The following is a 16639-nucleotide window of genomic DNA, read 5'->3' as shown; positions in this document are numbered from 1 at the left end:
TTTCTTCCAAAATGATCTCTGCCTATTGACCAATACCAGCTCTTCTTCCATCCATTTGTCCGCAGTCATGCAACCAGATTATTAATGATGCTGCGTAGCGCTTGTTTTCAAAAGTATACTGCGGACACCAACAGGCCTCCATACCCGATTCGTAGTTTCATGTACCCAAAAAGAATGATTTTCAGTAGATAGCTTCACGGAGGCCGATATTGTATTACGTAATAAATGAAAAACACCATCCTGATAGGATAGTGTTAAGACGCAGCCTGAATAGGGTAATACAATTTTTATTAAGGCGCAAAGCCTTTCTGACTCAAATAGACTTGCTCTTTGGAAAACACCTTTAGCAATCTTTCATATACAATACGATATGCGGAAGGATCGTACCATTTTTCCAGACCAATTCCTTCGTACATTGAATATATACCTAGATTCTTGGTTCTTTTTCCTCCGCTGCCGTCTCCCATGAAATAATCATCCACACAGATGCGGCTGACCAGTCTCTTTAATATTTCCGGAAACTGTTCACTGCTGGGCAACACCGGGGCTATGGTTGCTTGTACCGGCACACCTGCATCTGTCAAAAGCTGCAGCGTCTTTAACCTTGCGCTAATCGGCGGGGCGCCCGGCGTAAAATGTTTACGTATATCTTCTCGGTCTGTTTCAACGGTCATGCTCACTCGCACTCTATCCTTTAATAGAAGTAATAGATCAATATCTCTCCGGACTAATGGACTTCGGGTCTGCACAAATAAAAAATCCGGTGGATCTTGAACCATTACTTCCAACAAGGATCTAGTGACTTTCTCCTTGTGCTCAATGGGTTGGTATGGGTCAGTGCTGGATGACATGAAGATTGTCACCTTCCCTTTTTCCTTCGCTCTGCGAAGCTCTTTGCGCAGAATATGGGCCGCTTCCTGCTTGATGTCCACCCAAGTCCCCCATTCCTCCTTACGGAATATCGAAACAGGCATTTGACGCACATAGCAGTATGAACAACCAAATGAACAGCCTGTATATGGATTCAGGGAGTGGCTATAATCGGACAGAAACCCTGTTCCTTTATTAAGAAGCGTCTTTGGATATTTGTAAAAAAATTCACTCTTCACACCCGAATCCCCCTGCGAATACACTCATTTTGCATTGTGGAAAATGATACCCAGACTGTACCTAATGCCCGATGTAATCGTACTGACGCCGTGTCGAAGCGTAGCTCTATAGTACCCGCGCGAGCCGGAAACAGGACGGTGATTCGTCGGGAAGATAAGCCCTGCTCCTTGTTCCAGTGTAATAACATGTCCCCTGCTTTGCGCCCTCGGCCTTTGCTCCATTAGCAGGAATTCCCCGCCAGTGTAATCCGTCTCTCTCTGATTCAATGCAAATACGACTTGGAATGGAAAGAAAACTTCTCCATACAAATCTTGATGCAGACAGTTGTATCCGCCTGCTTCATATTTAAGTATCAACGGTGTTGAGCGCAGCTGCTCCTGCTGGCGGCACTGATCAAGAAATTCTGGCAGCTCGGCCGGATAGATGGCGTCACGCCCGAGCTGTTCCAGCCAACGATTAGCCGTTTTGGCGAGTTCAAGGTAGAAGGTTACACGAAGCTGTTGCAACAACCCGGGAAGAGGCTCTCGATAATACTTGTATTCCCCACTTCCGAACCGGTATCTGGCCATATCTATTGTACTTCGAAAATTGGATTCCTCATCATACGTATCTATAATTGCACGACACTGCTCTTTGTCCAATAGAGGTGGAAGTGCAGCATAACCCTTCTCGTCCAGCGAGAGCTGCAGCGAATTCCAGTCCATAGAAGCAATGCGCTCTGCGAGACGATTAGGCATGCAGCGGACTCCCTTCGATGAGCGAGCTTTCACATTCCAGCTGCAGCAGCTGCGTCTTCATGTCCAGACCGCCCCGATAACCGGTCAGCGCGCCGTTTTTACCGATTACCCGATGGCAAGGGACTGTAATTAATACCGGATTGGCGCCAATAGCAGCTCCAACAGCACGTACCGCAGCCGGTTTTTGAATGTGATTCGCAATGTCGGAGTAGGACTGAGTCTGCCCGTACGGAATTTCGCACAGCGCGTTCCATACGGCTAATTGAAACGAAGTGCCGTAAAAATCAAATGTCACTGTAAAGGTCTTGCGCTTCCCTTGGAAATACTCGATTAATTCAGCCGCATACGGTTGTAATTTCTCATCATCCTGCACCGTAACGCTGTTCGGAAAACGGCTCTTAACCCAATGGGACAACTCTTCAAATGGCTTATTCTGAGAACCTACGTAACAAAGTCCTTTTGATGTTGCAGCGATATGCATGTGCCATTGTTCATGAACAAGCAAAGTCCAATAAATCGCAGCATTATTTTTTGCTTTCATTGTCCAGCACCTCCGTGGTTATTTTGCTACTGTTTAATTGGCGATAGTCTGTAGGCGTATGCCCCGTTCTCTTCTTGAACAAAGTTATAAAATAAGCTGTGTTGGGGATGCCTACATACAGGGCAATCTCCGCGATTGCTTTATCCGTAGTGGCAAGATACTCAATGGCCTTCGCAATTCTCGTCCGCTGAATATATTCAACCGGAGTTATTCCCTTGATCCGCTTGAAGGTGCGATGCAAATGATAGGGACTGCCATGACACACATCCGCCAGCGTTTCCAGCGTTATAGTTTCACTGTAATTCATGTCAATGTATTGCGTGATTTGAGCCACCCAATCATCATCAGGCAATCGTTGTCCGCTCGGTTTACATCGTTTGCAGGGACGAAAATGTTCTGACATGGCCTGCTGGGCGCTTTGAAATATGCGTACATTTTCAATATTAGGAGGCTTGGATTTGCAAGACGGCCGGCAAAAAATACTCGTGGTCTTTACGGCGTAAAAAAACTTATCATCGTAGGACGCATCGTTTCGCGTTATGGCTTGCCACATTTCATCCGTTATGCCTTCCCCGCCTGTACCTGCAGTATTTGCGATTTGAGTTGCGATGTGCATATACTCATGCTCATGCCCTGTTTGATTCTTCATCGTGTTCGCCTCCACACACAGTATAACCCCAATGATGGCCGTATGTACGCTTCTAAGAATATAAAAGCAAGATATCAAAATTGCATAAAATCATTTTGTGTTACAACTAAGAGTGTAATGTTATTGATATGAATGGGAGGATTTTTATGAAAAGGAATACGATAAATCCGGAGTGGGATGACCCATATTTAATAAACGTGCCCAGTCTTCCGCAAGCCTCCTGGGAAGATAACGGGCAACAATTAAAATTGTCTGTGCCGAAAGAATTCAGCTTTTCCGAAAATATGAAATACCTGTCTAACGCCCCTAATGAATGCTTGTTTCATATTAAGGATCATAGGATCTACAAAGCTGTCCCGATCGGTCAGGAAACGCCAATCATTGAAATTAGCGCGGAACATGAGAACGTGCTTACCATCCGTTTTTTGGGGAATACAACGCCTTCTCGCCAAGAGGTTCGTGCCGCGGTGGCGGGCTATGTAAGCGAGTGGTTTGATTTGGAGACCGATTTGCGCCCGTTTTATGATTTGGCCAAAAATGATTTATTGCTGCACAGAGCGGTCAGTGAGTTTTATGGACTGCGCAATGTCGGAATTCCCGATCTATTCGAGGCATTATGTTGGGGAATCATCGGACAGCAAATTAACCTTGCCTTTGCTTATACCTTGAAAAGACGTCTCGTAGAAAACTTCGGCCGCAGCGTGGAGCTGGATGGAGAGCAATATTGGATCTTCCCCTCCCCTCATGAAATCGCGGCATTGGCGGTTAGCGATTTGGCTGTATTGCAAATGACAACCAAGAAAAGCGAATATCTCATTGGGGTAGCCCAACTGATCGCCGAAGGGAAACTGACTAAAAAACGATTGCTGGCCACAGGGGACTATAAAAAAGCGGAAAAGATGCTAGTAAGTATCCGGGGGATCGGACCGTGGACAGCTAACTATGTTCTGATGCGCTGTCTGAGAATTCCTTCTGCGTTTCCCATTGATGATGTCGGTCTGCACAATGCAATCAAACATCTTATGGGCACCGAACAGAAACCAACCAAAGAAGAGATCTTGCAGCTATCTTCAACATGGACAAATTGGGAGTCCTATGCCACTTTTTATTTATGGAGATTCCTTTATTAAGCTCGTGATGACGAGTACAATCAACAACAAGCGCCATCCGCATATGGATGACGCTTGTTTTACTGAAATGCCTGTCTCTTATTTTTGGGTAAATAGCTTTACCGCTTCTTCCAAAGATTTAAGCTGGCCTATCGCCGAATAATCCAACCATGGCTGTTGTTCAATCGCATGCACATTGCCATTTTTGACGGCCTTCATATTTTTCCAGATAGCACTCTCCTCCAACTCTTTGAACAGCTGCTGTGCGGCAGCGTCGACGGAAACCTCAAGCAAGATATGATCAGGATCGAAATCCGGCAGCAGTTCTCTGGATATGGCTTGCGGTCCTTCCTTTCCTTGTCCCATGTTTTCCAATCCTTTGGCAGGTTTAATCCCCAAGTCTTCGTAAAGCAACGAGCCGTAATTACGGTCTAGCCCGTATACTCTGAATTCTTTTTTGAGCACGCGCAGAACCATCACGGTTTCATCTCCAAGAGCTTGCTTAACCTTTTCTTTCGCACTGGCGGCTTCTTGATTATAGTTGGAAATAAACGCGTCAGCTTCTTTTTCCCGTCCTGTCGCCTTGCCGAGCTGCAACAATTGATCTTGCCAGGTCGAATTTCTAAAATTAAGCACAATCGTTGGAGCAATTTTCTCAAGCTCCTCCTTTTTCCCCTGTATAAGCTCCTCCTGTGCAATAATAAGGTCTGGTTCAATGCTCACGATCGCTTCAAGGTTGGGATCTTGAGAATTTCCTAAATTTTGTGTGTTGTTCATGAGATCAGCTACATGAGGGAGAAACTCCTTTCCTTTTTGGGTGACAGCACCTGCCGGAGTAATTCCCAAAGCAAGCAAATCGCTCGTAAAAGGAATGGATAGCACCGCAATCCGTTTGTCTGATCCTGCTGCTTTGGCATCTTGCTTATTATCGATGGCATCAGCTTGAGACAGTGTTGCTTGATCCGTTCCGCCTTGTGTATTCGTCGACGCTGCCCCGCTGCAAGCCGTAACAACCATTACTAGCAAACAACATATGAAAGTAAACATCATGGTCCGATGGCGTGTAAACATTTCGAAAAAACCCCTTTGAGTTGAATTATTATGTAGGATGATAATGATAATCATTATCATGATATCATTCCTCTGAAAAATCCATGTCATATCTTTAGATTTGAATTTGGATTATCTTCACCTTAATGCCGTGAGCAGCGTCACCGCTTCGTCCAACTGCTGATCGATAGAACGCGGAGCATATACCATCCATTTGTCCCAATCCAATACATATACCCGATTATGCTTGACCGCCGGATGCTGGTTCCAGCTCTCACTCGCTTGCCATTCTTTTAATCTGCTTTTTGCCTCTCCTTCCGTCTTGACCACGATGAAAAGATGATCGGTTTCGTAATCAGATAGATTTTTTGTGGTTGCAGACGTCCAATTAAAAACCGTACCAGGCATATGCTTATCCATTTCTTTTTGTATCCGATCCGGGGGGGTTAACTGCAAGGAACGGTAAAACACATGCCCGATATTTCGTGCGCCATAAAGCTTCATTCTGTTATCGACAAGCGTAAGCAGCCCAACCGTTCCATCGCCGATAACCGCTTTTACTTTTTTTTGCTCGCGTTCCGATCTCTGTTCGTGGCGTTCTATCCACTCTTGAGCTGCCTGTTCTTTGCCCACAAGCCGGGCTATTTCATGCAAATGTCCGAACAAGTCCAATCGCGTCCAGGGAATCGTCACAATCGGTGCAATGTCACCTATATACTTTCTCATTTGCAGCGAAATGTGGTCCTTGCATAAAATCAAATCAGGCTTTTGCTTTAATAAAGTTTGTCTGTAGGCTTCCCATGCCCGATCATAGATCGGCTTGGTCATGGATGGCGATTCCTTATCGATGTGTGTTGCGAATGGCTTTACGCCTAGTGTTAATAAATGATCGGTATAAGGATGCGAAAGAGATACGATATTGCTATGATGTTTCTTAATGTACACGGTTGGCGCTATGCCATTGCACACTTTGAACCTCCTGCTGAAATAAAACTCATCTTTATATCCAACATCACGGGCGATGTCACGAATTTTCTTGCGCGATACCAGCAAGTGCTCCTTTGCCTGGTTCATACGCAAATCGGTCAAATACTCGATTGGGCTTTTCTTCATTTTTTGTTTAAAAAGCTGGGAATAGTACGAGGGGTGCATACCCGCCATGTCCGCCAGCTTCCCTAGGGTGATATCCGTATGATAAGCCTGCTGCATGTACTGAATCGTGCCTTCCAGCGATTTTTCGGTGCGCTCGGAAATAGGCGCCGCTTTGTTATCCAATAGTACGCACAGCAGCTCATGCAAGTACAATTGCTTGCGTGAATCTTCCATTTCGTTTAGAGAAGCTCTGCCCCTAGTCAATAATTGAATCAGATGCCGAACGCGTTGGTACTGCTTGACCCGTATTTCCCCATGTTCGGGAAGCGTTAACTCCTTCTCATACACTCTTCTCAGCTCGGTCCATTCCGTAACGCGAAACATGTCAAACGCAATTCTGTACAGACTCAGACATTGAGTCGGGTCGCTCTCAGCTGCAACTACGAAGCCAGCAGGCAACAAATAAACGGATTTCCGTGATAGATCTATCGGTTGAAGTTCATCGTTCATGTATAATTTTCCGTGACCCTCCGTCACGAACAATAAGGTATGAGAAGCAAGCTCATGTCTCTCCCAGCCCGACGTAGCATCGACTGCTATGCATTCGATTTGTTTGATTTGAAGCAATGCTTTATGTAAAAAAATATGATGTTTCCCTTCGTCCACTTCTCTTTCCTCCAGCTTCATCTAAATCTAAGCATAATAATTTTTCCATATGAGTAAGAATGATTCTCAATGTCAGGTTCTTATTTTCTCATGCTTGGTTCCATCTGTCCAATGTTCACAGCACAGAATTAACAAGATGCCTTGATTTACATAAAAAAATCTCGTCTCCCTAAGAGACGAGATGAACTCGCGGTACCACTCTTGATAACAGATTGAACAACAAATGAAGCAGCTCCGACCTTTCATCCTCTCACTTTTTATGTGTTTTCATATGCTTCAGATAAAGACGGGTTTCCGTCACAACCACACCGGATAGACCTAGCAGTGCGACGAGGTTCGGCAGAGCCATTAAGCCATTCACAATGTCCGAGAGCTGCCAAATCAGCTCAAGCTTGATGAACGCGCCCAGACCGATCAGGACGATGAACACGATGCGGTAAGGCAGAATGGATTTGACTCCAAATAAATATTCCATGCAGCGTTCTCCGTAATAATTCCAGCCTAGAATCGTGGTAAAAGCGAACAGTATAAGGCAAAACATCAAAATGATGGATCCATACGGCATAGCTGCATCAAACGCCGCTTGGGTCATCTCTGCCCCATCAGTCGACCCGTTCCAAACCCCGGTTATAATCAATGTCAATCCCGTCAGAGAACAAATAATAATCGTATCGAAAAATGTGCCCGTCATGGATACAAGCCCTTGCTCCGCAGGCCACTTCACCTTTGCCGCAGCTGCCGCAATCGGAGCGCTGCCCAGACCAGATTCATTGGAAAATACACCTCTTGCGATACCATTCCGAATCGCCATCATGACCGTTGCGCCTAGGAATCCGCCCCCTGCTGCTGTCGCGTTAAAGGCGCCATGTAATATGAGCGACAGCGCATGAGGAATCTGATCCGCAAAAACAATAAGGACAATGCTGCTCGCTATTAAATAAATAATGGCCATCACAGGTACGACTTTGGTCGTTACATGCGAGATGCTCTTGAGCCCCCCAATTGTCACCAATGCTGTCAAAAGAGTCACAACACCCGCCGTAACCACTACGGGGATGCCCAAGCTTGACTGCGCGGAAGACACGATTGCATTGATTTGCGGGAAGGTGCCCACTCCAAACAGTGCAACCAATACTCCGCTCACGGCGAAGAAAACGGCAAGCGGTTTAAATTTAATGCCCAAACCTTTTTCAATGTAATACATGGGGCCGCCTGATATCTGTCCATTATCGTCAATCTTCCGAAATTTTACGGCCAATAGTCCTTCTGCATACTTGGTTGCCATTCCAAAGAACGCTGCCAACCACATCCAAAATAACGCACCAGGTCCACCTATTTTAATCGCAGTAGCTACCCCGACAATGTTGCCCGTACCGATCGTTGCCGCCAAAGCGGTAGCTAGCGCACCAAAGCTGGTTACGTCACCTTCGCCTTCATTTTTAGCTTTGAACACGAGCTTCAGGGCAAGAGGCAGACGAATCACCTGCAACAATCCAAGGCGGAATGTAAATATAATTCCCGTTCCTACCAACAAAATAAGAAGCGGCGGCCCCCATACAAAACGATTCACGCTGCCTAACCATTGTTCTAACATGTGCATAGAAATTCCCCTCATGATCTTTATTTATTGCCGAACGACATGAAAAAGAGCCAAATCGGTTGATTTGACTCCGGGGACATTTTTGCAGAATAGCAAATACGAGGATAAGTGAAACTAGTCACAATTCCAACGCAAAACGATGCCTGCACTTCTGCAATCCCTGTCCTTTTACCTGAGAGTTTTAACGTGTGAAATCACCCGTATTGCCCCTTCGGTGCTCCATGACGGAGTCTCTCCAGAGTCCTGTCCATCTACGGTCCTGCTTGCATTGCATTCGAATTCATCATTCGATAAATCAAGCGCCTGAGAGCTTTACCCCTTCGGCCAGACTGCTGCCTGTCTCCCGTAAACTTCATCCAGCTATAAAGTTTTATACTACATTATAGAGAACAGACTATCATTTCGCAAGGCTGATTAAATGGTAATATATCCCCGGAGGCTCACTTTAACCTTCGCTTATGCACGTTCATGAATATATGCAATGAATATGCAATAAAAATGTACATTATGCGTATTTCTCCCTTTTCTGCCTATAGAGCATTATGATATGGGCCTCCAGGATGATAAAAAAATCTCGTCTCATGAAGAGACGAGATGAACCCGCGGTGCCATTCATTTTATCGAATCAGGAAAATTTTACTACTCCGGCAAGCGGTAAACAGCGAACGGCTCTCCATAACGGAAAGGATAACTGATTTGATCCAGCTCTTCCAGTTGATTTGCATCAAGCTTTATCGATATGCTGTGCAGATTCTCCTCTAGTTGTTCAACCTTTGTAGCACCTACGATAACCGTTGACACGGAAGGTCTGTGAATGAGCCAAGACAGGGAAAGCGCACCGGGAGTGCAGCCTAAGTCGTGAGCAACACTGCTAATATTTCTGCTCAGAGTAATGCGGTCATCATTAAGGAACTTACTAAAGTTGGGATCGGTTTCCGCCCGCGAGCCTTCCGGTACCGCTTCCGTAGAACTGTATTTCCCGCTCAAAATACCACCGGCAAGCGGAAAATACGGGATGATGCCAATCCCCTGATCCTGACATAGAGGGACGAGCTCTTGCTCTGGAGTCCGATCGGCGAGAGAGTAGCTTGTCTGAATGGACACATAGCGGTTCAATCCAAGGTGCTCGCTCATGCCTACAGCCTTCATCAACTCCCAAGCCGCATAATTCGATGCCCCGATGTAACGTACTTTTCCCGAACGAACCATGTCGTCCAACGCCCTTAACGTTTCTTCCAGCGGTGTATGGGGATCGAACGTGTGGATTTGATAGAGATCGACATAATCCGTCTTCAGCCGCATCAGACTGTTGTCCAGCTCTTGCTGCAAGTGGTAACGCGACGACCCGCGATCATTCGGACCTTCCCCGCGAACTAACCCGGCTTTTGTCGCCAACACCACGTTATGACGTCTTCCTTCCAATGCCTGTCCGATAATTCGCTCCGATTCGGTGTTCGCATAAATATTGGCCGTGTCTATGAAATTGATCCCGTGATCCAAAGCCTTATGTATAATTCGGACCGAGGTCTGTTTGTCGGAACGTTTCCCGAATGCGTTCGTCCCTAATCCTAATGCAGACACTTTCAACCCGCTATTGCCAAGGCGGCGGAAATTCATGATAACCAGCTCCTCTTTTCAATATTCATAGTGCTGTTTATACGTAGCAATTATACCATTAAGGTAATTTGATTATATAATCATCTTTGTAATTTGAATTAACAATGAAACCATTAGAAGCGTTGTAGAAATCAATACGCATTTTATTAATTTCAATTGTGTACATATTTTACACCTTATGTGTTAAATTATTTAACAACTCATTACATTCACTTGTAACTGCATCTCCACCTTCTTTTATATATTTCCTAACCGAGTCAGCTTGACATGGCCTTCTGGTACAAGGGAGCATTGAAGTTCTTCGACACAAAGGAAAACGCCGCAAACCAGCAGAAACACGCGGACGATTCAATATCGGAAGAACAATCAGCCAGCGTCCCAAGGAAGTACGAAAGCGTGAGAGCTTTGGGCATTGGGAACTCGATACGGTCGTATCCAGTCGTGGTAAAAGCAAAGCCTGCGTAGCTACCTTTGCAGAGTGTAAGACACGCTTGTACCTTGCTGTGAAGATGTCTGATCGCACTGCTTCTTCCATGGAAGAAACATTTGATAAAGTAGCTAAGTCCTATCCTACGCCCACGTTTCAGACGGCGAAGGTCTATTTCGCTGATCCCTATTTGTCATGGCAAAGAGGAACCAATGAGAATGCCAATGGGCTCCTCAGAGAGTTCTTTCCCAAGGGACATGACTTTGCTAGGATCACAGAGGAAGAACTTCACATGCAATAGAATTGATTAATAACCGACCAAGAAAATGTCTTGGGTGGAAAACGGCGTAAGAATCATTCGTGAGTGAACTGTCGCACTTAGCTTGACAATCCGTCTTGATAAAAGAATATACAAACCGCAAAATTTCCAATCGCCCCCCATTAGACAGATTTTCAGGTGCGCAAGCTGGGTTCAGAGGTGCTCACTCTAATGGCGAAGAGCGCTAGCATTGCCGCAACTGCACCGACTGCAATCATCGTCGAAAATAAAATTTTGTCCGATGTTTTCAACAAGAGTGATGCAACCATTGGACCTGCTGCCACACCCACAAACCGCATGCTGCTGTAAAGGGAGCTGATTGTCCCCCGCTGTTCCTTCTCAATGCCATCAGTTATAAAGGAATCCAGGCACGGCAAAGATGCTCCAATGCCTAACCCTGCTGCACTCAGGCATGTAATGACTGCGGCTACGGAATCGAACAGTAAACATCCCCCCACTGCAGCGGCTGACAATCCGAATCCTACACATACGATCCATTTCATCCAGACTTTATTTTCCCCGATACATTTGCCGGTCATAAAGGAAGCCGCACTCAAGATTGCTAATGGAATGGCCATGATGCAGCCTTTCAAAATGCCCTTATAACCATGCATCTCCTCTAATGTTTCAGACAAAAAGAACAGCAGCCCAAACAGCATAAACATGCCGATGCCTCCGATCATAAACAACGCCATGAGCCATCTGAAATTATCCTTTAACAACTGAAGGATTGTATGAAGAAATATTCGGATAGGAACAGGCTTTTTCTCAGGCTTCTGCGGCTTCTTAACAAAAAAGAGGACCAATGTAATGGAGATGAAGCAGAGCACTGGTATAGACCAGAATGGAAGATACCAGACAATAGCAACCAACGCGGATCCCAATATAGGACTTAATACTTTGCCAGAAGTATTGGCCGTCTCAATCATGCCAAGTCCGCTGCTGACGTCTTTCTCATTGTCGAACATATCACCGACCAGAGGCAGCACGATGGGCATGGCGCCCGCCGCTCCGATTCCCTGCAGCACGCGACCTAATAATATGACGGTATAGGAGTTATCCATCCATACCGCAGCTGCGCCGCATACTGCGCCTCCCATCGCCGCGATGAGAAGACTGGGAATAATGACTGCCTTGCGACCTAGCCGATCGGATAAATATCCGGCAATGGGTATGAGTAGAATCGCCATGACTGAATAGCTGGTAATCAGCAAGCTGGTATGGAATGTACTAACATGTAATTGCCTCCGTATCTCAGGAAGAACAGGAATTAACATGGAGTTGCCTAACGTCATGATGAGAGGGATAGATGAAAGAGCTAATAAATCAGCCCGTTTGTCCGTTTGCAAATCGACACCTCCATACAATTAATGAATTCAAATCTCCTCCTCTGGTTAATCTGTGCGACTGATATAAAAGTTATACTTATCAATTCCATAAAATAATCTTATATGTAATAAAATGGTTTGTAACAAGAACATGGGCATTGGTCTGACATTTTCAGCGAAGCCGACATTCAAGGTATTTGTCGGAGTGCTCTATATCGTGAATAAATAACTGCTCCAAGTCTAAAATAGGTCTGGCACGATACTTATTTCAAATAGAGGAGTGGCTAAATACCCAATGTCAACCAAGCTATATGTCATACGCCATTGTAGGGCCCAACAGGGCCTGACATTGAATGATCCCGACACGCCTCTTACGCGAGAAGGTGTTCAACAGGCGAAGCTGCTAGGTGAGTTTTTACAGCGCCAAGGTGTAGTAAGTACAGATAACCTTCTCTCTAGTCCCTACCGTCGTGCGTGTGAAACGGCGAACATCATCGCTGAAAAATTACAGCTTTCGGTGTCTATCAATGACAAATTAAAGGAGCTGAATTTGGGTAATGTCAGCCGTAATGAAGATATAGGGGCCATCCTGGCCGAATTACGTGTGCATTTCGAACACCCGGAAAAGAAATTTCCCCAGGGAGAGTCAAATCACGAGGTGCAGCAGCGGGTTAGCGAGCTGGTAGATCAACTTTTACGGGGCGGTGAACAACAAACGCATCTATTGGTTACCCACCAAATTACAATGACACTGCTGCTGCAGCGTTACGATGCTCGATTCGGTTTCGAGACGTGCATGGAACTGACGAATCCTGATGTTTTCTTGATTGAATTTGCAGATGGAGAGGTACAACAAATACGGCATATTTGGACCTAAAACGGCTGAAAACTTTTATTCGTTTCATTGCAGACGATATGAGATTTGCACAACTCTATTTGTTCACTGTTATATATTTGTACTAGTATTCTGTTTTTAGGGATAACTTTATTTATGTGGGATAAGTTACATATGTAAATAAATTTATATAACGGAGGATGTACGATGCTTGAACGAAACGATGTGCTCACGAACGGAGAAGTTACGTTCGAACCCGATATAAGGAACCTTCCGCAATGTGTTGAAGATGTCAGAAAGGCCATCGTTTCCAATATTCCCGGCCCGCCTGACCCGACGGATTACCACCAACTGCGCGGCAGATTGGAGGCAGTACGCAGAAAGCTGCCTGTTCTGTACCGGGACGCAGTCGTTGAACCATTCCTTAAAGCGCTGGATCAACTGGGTCCAGAAGGGTTCACCGACATTTTAATTCACGATCCCCGTCGCGAAGGACCAGCCTTTCTACTGTTCGATATCGCACAAACCATACTGCAGAACGGTGAAGGCTACAACGCGGATGCCACTGACGCTTTTCAGGAGATGGTAAGCGATCTGTACGACGGTTTTTTAAGCGCTGAAGACAGAGCGAGAGTGAAACGTCCAGACTTGAGCATGATACCGCCGCTCGTTAAGTGGGGGAAGCCGGAATTCGGTCCGTATACCATCCCGATTGACGGAACAGCCCAGATAGGCTTGAAAACGGGTATCGTAAGTCTTCCTCCCGCTCATGCCCAACGGGGCCTGCTGGCCTGGTCCAGCTTGGGCCACGAAACGGGCGGGCATGATATTTTGCATGCCGATACGGGGCTGCTTGAAGAATTAGCGGATACGGTACGAGCGGCTCTTCTTGCGAACAATCTCGGAGATGATTTGGCTGAATATTGGGCTCATCGTATAGACGAGACGGCATCAGACATCCTAGGGGTACTCAATCTGGGACCTGCGGCAGGGATCGGTTTGATTGGTTATTTCCGTGGAATCCGGGCGGCCACTTCGGGAATTCCCGCGCTCAAAAATATCGGTTCGGAGACTGACGTCCATCCAGCTGACATTTTGAGAGGATATTTAGCCGCCTATGCCGTAGGTATCCTGCAATTCGACCAAGCTAATATCTGGGAGCAGCTCATCGAGACAGAAACAGACAAAGATCTGACCCACATCCGTCTGGAAGGAAAAGTTGTCGGCGCTGAGGAAGCCAAGCTGTCTGCAAAGATCGTGGCCGCCGCCATCATGACGACGAAGCTGCATACGCTGGAAAATCACAGTTTGGACCAAATTCAGAATTGGAAAAATCGGGACGAGTCCCTCACTGCGCAATTACGAGCTTTGTTGAGCACCGCGGGTCCGCTGCCTGAACATATGCGGTCTGGATTCTACGCAGCTCACGTGGTCGCGGCCGCCGTGACGGGCGCCTTGGTGCAGCATGCGGAAATCGACATGATTTTTCAGCGGATGATACTTCTGTTAAAATCGATGCATGATCAGAATCCATCGTGGGGACCTCTGCTTGTTTTGCATCCCGGCGATATCGTGCGCCATCGCGTATACCAGGAAGACTGATCCAAAAAACGATAGGAAGCTCCTCACCCGAGCTGGTCTCGGTGGAGGATCTTTCTGCTTGATGGGACTTCTGCCCTATGTGTGGGAAGTTTGTTACGTTCGTAGGGCTTGAGCAAACCATCCGAACACGGTTTTTGACGCCGTGCCTCCAGTACCATGAAAAGCCTCAAACGACCCTGCCAGCGTGTAAAGCGATCGATTTGTAACATCCGTAAACAGGTAACCCGTATAGATTTGGATTGCAGTAGCATTGAGAACTTGATAAGGGTTTTGGGGAGTCGGACTGCTTGTAGTCAATCTTTGAAATGTGAGCTTAAGTGAATTTTCGTCCCAAAAACCAATAAGCGGTTCTCCAAATATAGTTCCGGTAACAGTTCCATCATTACCAATATTTTGAATTTGCAAAAGGCCTCTATAACCATTAGCAACGACACTAAATGATAAGACGGGCAGGCTGGCAATACGGGATTCTGTTTCAGTTATCTGTTCAGTGCTCGGGTATAAATATGGTTCTGTTGATGGGCTCACGCCGTAATAAGGGTATACATGTCTGCACATAGTCATCACTTATTCCTCCAATTTAAATATACTCCAAGATATCTTATTCACTGTGTATTGAATTGGGTGATTGTCTATGTACAATTCCAAATTATATACCCCTTACAATTCGCAGCAGTCCCTCCATCATCGCAGTGACTTGATGGGCAGGATGGCGTGGCATCGCCTGAGAGCTGTATCAACCTTATAAGGTCACGGCAAAAATGCCGCTCATCATTTGACTGGATGGCATGTAGGGACTACTGCTGCTCCATTACAAGTTCAGTTTCCGGAACAAATCCTGTCATGCATGAATCAAGGCAGCTTGACGCTTATATTGATCTTCAACGACAAGACAAGCCATTGCTTCCACAACGGGTACGATTCTTGGACATATGCAGGGGTCATGTCTGCCCTCTGTCACGATTAATTGTTCTTCGCCATGCACATTCATCGTTTTTTGGGGAAGAGAAATCGAAGAAGTGGGTTTCACGGCGACTCTAAAAATAATTTCATTGCCCGTGCTTATTCCTCCAATAATCCCGCCCGAATGATTGCTCAAAAAACCGGAGGAGTCCATCTGGTCGTTATGCTCGCTCCCCAGCATTTCCGCTGCTGAAAAACCGGCGCCGAACTCTATGCCTTTAACTGCTCCGATGGATAGCATTGCTTTAGCAAGCTCCGCGTCTAATTTATCGAACGCTGGCTCGCCTAGACCGGGATTCACCCCTCTAATTCTACACTCCACAATCCCGCCGCAGCTATCGCCAACGGAGGCCAAATGATGAATTTTCTCGATCATTTTGCGAGCGGCCTCCGGATCGCATGCTCTGACCGCATTTTGTTCAATCTCACGTTCAATAAATGCATCGCATTTGATTCCGCCGATTTCCTTGGTGTAGGCCACGACAGACACCCCTCGATGTTCGAGCAATTTGCGCGCCACAGCTCCCGCGGCTACCCTTCCGGCCGTCTCTCGGCCGGAAGCTCGCCCGCTGCCCCGGTGATCCCGGATGCCGTACTTCTTTAAGTAAGTAAAATCAGCGTGTCCGGGACGGAATGCATATTTGATATCATCATAGGCTTCGGGTCTCATGTCTTTATTGTGAAGCATAATAAAAAGCGGGGTTCCCGTTGTCTTTCCCTCGAAGACGCCAGATAGAATTTGGATAATATCATATTCCTTCCTTGGAGTAGTAACGGAAGATTGCCCTGGTTTTCTGCGATCCATTTGTGCTTGAATGTAATGCTCGTCTATTTCCACGCCAGGAGTAACACCGTCAACGACTACCCCGACAGCCTCTCCATGCGATTCGCCAAAAGTAGTGATTGTAAATATATTGCCAAAAGAATTTCCAGACATAGCAATAAGCCTCCCCATAGTTACGTTGACATCCATCATCTGATTTCATTATAATTT

The 16639-nt window shown here is 46.1% G+C and carries 14 protein-coding genes, 1 pseudogene and 1 riboswitch; of the genes and pseudogenes, 4 read left to right on the top strand and 11 right to left on the bottom strand.

The genetic code is table 11. The features are described 5' to 3' along the window. Positions 1-290: 290 nt before the first annotated feature. From M3650_RS18455 to M3650_RS18440, 4 genes are read right to left on the bottom strand one after another with little or no spacing between them, the layout of a single operon-like run. On the bottom strand, positions 291-1109 hold the full coding sequence (locus tag M3650_RS18455; protein ID WP_251576854.1) for an SPL family radical SAM protein: 819 nt from the start codon (positions 1107-1109) through the stop codon (positions 291-293). 24 nt (positions 1110-1133) lie between these two features. Beyond that, positions 1134-1847: a 2OG-Fe(II) oxygenase gene (locus M3650_RS18450; protein WP_251576853.1), complete on the bottom strand. Its 714-nt coding sequence runs from the start codon at positions 1845-1847 to the stop codon at positions 1134-1136. Then, positions 1840-2388, bottom strand: coding sequence for a methylated-DNA--[protein]-cysteine S-methyltransferase (locus M3650_RS18445; protein ID WP_251576852.1), 549 nt, complete (start codon positions 2386-2388; stop codon positions 1840-1842). Before M3650_RS18445 ends, M3650_RS18450 begins: the two co-directional genes overlap by 8 nt. After that, positions 2372-3037, bottom strand: a complete 666-nt coding sequence (locus M3650_RS18440) for a bifunctional transcriptional activator/DNA repair enzyme AdaA (protein WP_483311760.1) — start codon at positions 3035-3037, stop codon at positions 2372-2374. Before M3650_RS18440 ends, M3650_RS18445 begins: the two co-directional genes overlap by 17 nt. A 146-nt stretch (positions 3038-3183) precedes the next feature. On the opposite strand from M3650_RS18440, the gene M3650_RS18435 reads away from it, so the two are divergent. Next, the gene (locus M3650_RS18435; RefSeq protein ID WP_251576851.1) at positions 3184-4167 is read left to right on the top strand and encodes a DNA-3-methyladenine glycosylase family protein; all 984 of its coding nucleotides are present in this window, start codon (positions 3184-3186) and stop codon (positions 4165-4167) included. Between the two features lie 78 nt (positions 4168-4245). On the opposite strand, the gene M3650_RS18430 is transcribed toward M3650_RS18435, so the two are convergent. The 4 genes from M3650_RS18430 to M3650_RS18415 form a co-directional block, all read right to left on the bottom strand. Continuing rightward, complete coding sequence (locus tag M3650_RS18430) at positions 4246-5163, bottom strand: ABC transporter substrate-binding protein (RefSeq protein WP_251576850.1); 918 nt, start codon at positions 5161-5163, stop codon at positions 4246-4248. A gap of 171 nt (positions 5164-5334) precedes the next feature. Continuing rightward, complete coding sequence (locus tag M3650_RS18425; protein WP_251576849.1) at positions 5335-6954, bottom strand: helix-turn-helix domain-containing protein; 1620 nt, start codon at positions 6952-6954, stop codon at positions 5335-5337. A 250-nt stretch (positions 6955-7204) separates the two neighbouring features. Continuing rightward, on the bottom strand, positions 7205-8554 hold the full coding sequence (locus M3650_RS18420; RefSeq protein WP_285848533.1) for an alanine/glycine:cation symporter family protein: 1350 nt from the start codon (positions 8552-8554) through the stop codon (positions 7205-7207). A gap of 150 nt (positions 8555-8704) precedes the next feature. After that, a riboswitch (glycine riboswitch) is annotated at positions 8705-8803 on the bottom strand. Between the two features lie 390 nt (positions 8804-9193). Continuing rightward, positions 9194-10171, bottom strand: coding sequence for an aldo/keto reductase (locus M3650_RS18415; RefSeq protein ID WP_251576847.1), 978 nt, complete (start codon positions 10169-10171; stop codon positions 9194-9196). Positions 10172-10461: 290 nt separating this feature from the next. On the opposite strand from M3650_RS18415, the pseudogene M3650_RS18410 reads away from it, so the two are divergent. Continuing rightward, a pseudogene (locus M3650_RS18410) lies at positions 10462-10949 on the top strand (IS30 family transposase); the annotation flags it as partial. 102 nt (positions 10950-11051) lie between these two features. On the opposite strand, the gene M3650_RS18405 reads toward M3650_RS18410, so the two are convergent. Beyond that, entirely contained in the window at positions 11052-12266 is a 1215-nt protein-coding gene (locus M3650_RS18405; RefSeq protein WP_251576846.1) for an MFS transporter, read from the bottom strand. 274 nt (positions 12267-12540) lie between these two features. On the opposite strand from M3650_RS18405, the gene M3650_RS18400 reads away from it, so the two are divergent. Together M3650_RS18400 and M3650_RS18395 are read left to right on the top strand one after the other, a co-directional pair. Further along, entirely contained in the window at positions 12541-13122 is a 582-nt protein-coding gene (locus tag M3650_RS18400; protein WP_019421096.1) for a histidine phosphatase family protein, read from the top strand. A 165-nt stretch (positions 13123-13287) separates the two neighbouring features. Next, positions 13288-14682 carry a hypothetical protein gene (locus M3650_RS18395; RefSeq protein WP_251576845.1) on the top strand — a complete coding sequence of 465 codons (1395 nt, stop codon included), beginning with the start codon at positions 13288-13290 and terminating at the stop codon, positions 14680-14682. Between the two features lie 93 nt (positions 14683-14775). On the opposite strand, the gene M3650_RS18390 is transcribed toward M3650_RS18395, so the two are convergent. Together M3650_RS18390 and aroC are read right to left on the bottom strand one after the other, a co-directional pair. Then, on the bottom strand, positions 14776-15246 hold the full coding sequence (locus M3650_RS18390; RefSeq protein ID WP_251576844.1) for a hypothetical protein: 471 nt from the start codon (positions 15244-15246) through the stop codon (positions 14776-14778). A gap of 277 nt (positions 15247-15523) precedes the next feature. Beyond that, complete coding sequence (aroC, locus tag M3650_RS18385; protein WP_251576843.1) at positions 15524-16582, bottom strand: chorismate synthase; 1059 nt, start codon at positions 16580-16582, stop codon at positions 15524-15526. Between the last annotated feature and the right edge of the window lie 57 nt (positions 16583-16639).

This window comes from Paenibacillus sp. MER TA 81-3, assembly GCF_023713585.1.
GTDB lineage: Bacteria > Bacillota > Bacilli > Paenibacillales > Paenibacillaceae > Paenibacillus_B > Paenibacillus_B profundus.
Note: the sequence above shows the minus strand (reverse complement) of the source record. Positions and strands in the feature narration are given on the sequence as shown.

What these genes read in the sequence shown, in the direction of transcription:
- M3650_RS18450 (WP_251576853.1), bottom strand. Translation starts at nt 1,847, where the DNA reads ATGCCTAATCGTCTCGCAGAGCGCATTGCTTCTATGGACTGGAATTCG.
- M3650_RS18445 (WP_251576852.1), bottom strand. Translation starts at nt 2,388, where the DNA reads ATGAAAGCAAAAAATAATGCTGCGATTTATTGGACTTTGCTTGTTCAT.
- M3650_RS18440 (WP_483311760.1), bottom strand. Translation starts at nt 3,037, where the DNA reads ATGAAGAATCAAACAGGGCATGAGCATGAGTATATGCACATCGCAACT.
- M3650_RS18435 (WP_251576851.1), top strand. Translation starts at nt 3,184, where the DNA reads ATGAAAAGGAATACGATAAATCCGGAGTGGGATGACCCATATTTAATA.
- M3650_RS18430 (WP_251576850.1), bottom strand. Translation starts at nt 5,163, where the DNA reads ATGGTTGTTACGGCTTGCAGCGGGGCAGCGTCGACGAATACACAAGGC.
- M3650_RS18420 (WP_285848533.1), bottom strand. Translation starts at nt 8,554, where the DNA reads ATGCACATGTTAGAACAATGGTTAGGCAGCGTGAATCGTTTTGTATGG.
- M3650_RS18415 (WP_251576847.1), bottom strand. Translation starts at nt 10,171, where the DNA reads ATGAATTTCCGCCGCCTTGGCAATAGCGGGTTGAAAGTGTCTGCATTA.
- M3650_RS18400 (WP_019421096.1), top strand. Translation starts at nt 12,541, where the DNA reads ATGTCAACCAAGCTATATGTCATACGCCATTGTAGGGCCCAACAGGGC.
- M3650_RS18395 (WP_251576845.1), top strand. Translation starts at nt 13,288, where the DNA reads ATGCTTGAACGAAACGATGTGCTCACGAACGGAGAAGTTACGTTCGAA.
- M3650_RS18390 (WP_251576844.1), bottom strand. Translation starts at nt 15,246, where the DNA reads ATGACTATGTGCAGACATGTATACCCTTATTACGGCGTGAGCCCATCA.
- aroC (WP_251576843.1), bottom strand. Translation starts at nt 16,582, where the DNA reads ATGTCTGGAAATTCTTTTGGCAATATATTTACAATCACTACTTTTGGC.